A 1,867-nucleotide genomic window follows, 5' to 3' on the forward strand; every position below is an offset into this window, starting at 1 on the left:
GTCCCGCCCTCGGGATGCCTTCGAGGGCGGGACGCCCTCGCTCCCAGGAGAAGTGTGAACAGGTACCGAGGCGCGTGGATAAGGTTAGTAGAGTATCCGCAGATTATGATCTGAATCGTAATCTGCGTCATCTGCGGACAATTCCAACAGATGCGTAACATAGGGCCACCCAGGTCAAAGGAGCACAACGATGGCGTTTGATGACGATCTGGCGCGACGGGTGCGGGAGATGCTAACGGGACAGCCTGCGTTGCGTGAACGCAAGATGTTTGGCGGGTTGGCGTTTCTGCTAGCCGGCAACATGTGCTGCGCGATCCTCGGTGACGAATTGCTGGTACGGGTTGGCCCCGAGCGCTATCACGAGGCGCTGGCGCAACCATATGCGCGCATCCGCTCGCTCGCCGGGCGCACGATGAACGGCATTGTTGTCGTGGCCCCCGCAGGGCTCGCGTCGGACGAAGCCCTGCAGTCGTGGGTGATGCAGGGCGTGGCCTATGCAACGTCATTGCCGCCGCGAGGCTAAGGGAGGTTGGCCAAGTCATTTAAATCTTTCAGACGCCCGCTTGCCTGCTTATTCTGTTTTAAGTCGTCGAGCGCAATAATTGGCACTTCGACACCGTCAACTTGATGGTCGTTCAGCAATTGTAAGAACGCTTTGAAGTCGGGCGGTAGTAATATCGTAGCCATACATCACCTGACGCATCAATTCCAGAGCGGCGATTCGGTCGAGCGGGTGCTGTTGCTGCCAATACGCTTGATCGCCCGATTCCTCAGACAATGAGACGATCGAGAAGTGGCGCTTATCCATCCTGGTCGTCATACGAAGATCCATCTGTGATTCTCCTTGGCAGGTATCCGGTGTCTATTGTAGCACGCCGCACTCACTCTACGCAGCCGACACCCTTGCTAGCCAACGCCAGGCTGTCAGTCGCGCGCCGGCGGACTGACACTGATGTTCCCAAGCTGGAACGCAGTCTACTTCATACCAGCGCAGAAAGTCGCCCCGCTTCCGGCGAGTCGGCTGCACGCAATGTTGGGCCGCGTTGGGGAGAGGAAACGCTTCAGGTCGTCAACTGCGTTCCGGGAGACTTTACCTACAGGTCAAGGACCACGCGCAAGCCTTGATCGACGTCCGCGAGCGTTGTCGGCAAGACCTGTCCGACCTGCTCATCAAGCTCCGTCTTGTCGAGGGTGATGAGTTGCGACACGTTGATCACGGAGTCTTTGGGTAAGCCGGACTCGCGTGCCCGGAGCACGACGTTCCCTGGTGCGGCTGCGAGCCGGAGATTGCTCGTGATCACGGCAACGATGACGGTTGCGATACGGCTCCGCGTAAATGCATCGGCTTGAACGAGCAGCACCGGGCGACGGAACGCCGGGCCTGACCCACTGGCATCGGGAAGGTTTGCCCACCACACATCACCGCGTTGCATTACCAATCGTCCCCCGCAAGAAGGCGCCGCTGGGCTGCGTTGAATGCCGGGTCGAGGGTACTTGATTCTGCGTCGTAGACCTGGTCGAGTGCGGCGGTAATCTGCGCAGTGTGATGGGCGTCGAGATAGACTTGGAGGGCACGGGCGAACAGCTCGCTGCGCGAGAGCCCCTGCGCACGAGCGTACTCTTCAGCTGCCTTGAACAAGGCATCAGGGATTGATATCGCCGTCTTCATACCAATGAGTATAACCCGAGTTATACCAGTAGTCAAGGGCGTTGCTGGTGGAAGATAGGGCGATTGCATCATACGAAATCGGATACAACGGGGCACCCGCAAGGGATGGCCGTACCGGGGCGGGGCACCCGCAAGGGGTGCCCCTACAGGGCCGGGGGGCGGGCCCGGTGTAGGGGCACCCCTTGCGGGTGCCCTTGC

General features: G+C 59.7%; 4 protein-coding genes. 1 reads left to right on the forward strand and 3 read right to left on the reverse strand.

Annotated features, from left to right (window positions below):
- Positions 1-190 precede the first annotated feature (190 nt).
- On the forward strand, positions 191-523 hold the full coding sequence (locus A9Q02_RS00200; protein WP_097650329.1) for a TfoX/Sxy family protein: 333 nt from the start codon (positions 191-193) through the stop codon (positions 521-523).
- Positions 524-619: 96 nt separating this feature from the next.
- Here the strand turns inward: A9Q02_RS00200 and A9Q02_RS00205 are convergent, their stop codons facing one another.
- The 3 genes from A9Q02_RS00205 to A9Q02_RS00215 form a co-directional block, all read right to left on the reverse strand.
- Positions 620-832 (reverse strand): hypothetical protein, encoded by a 213-nt coding sequence (locus A9Q02_RS00205; RefSeq protein ID WP_205712748.1) that lies wholly within the window; start codon positions 830-832, stop codon positions 620-622.
- A 262-nt stretch (positions 833-1,094) separates the two neighbouring features.
- Complete coding sequence (locus A9Q02_RS00210) at positions 1,095-1,433, reverse strand: type II toxin-antitoxin system PemK/MazF family toxin (protein WP_097650330.1); 339 nt, start codon at positions 1,431-1,433, stop codon at positions 1,095-1,097.
- Positions 1,433-1,669, reverse strand: coding sequence for a ribbon-helix-helix protein, CopG family (locus A9Q02_RS00215; protein ID WP_097650331.1), 237 nt, complete (start codon positions 1,667-1,669; stop codon positions 1,433-1,435). Before A9Q02_RS00215 ends, A9Q02_RS00210 begins: the two co-directional genes overlap by 1 nt.
- Positions 1,670-1,867 lie beyond the last annotated feature (198 nt).

Origin of the sequence: Candidatus Chloroploca asiatica (assembly GCF_002532075.1) — a bacterium.
In the GTDB taxonomy this organism is placed as follows: domain Bacteria; phylum Chloroflexota; class Chloroflexia; order Chloroflexales; family Chloroflexaceae; genus Chloroploca; species Chloroploca asiatica.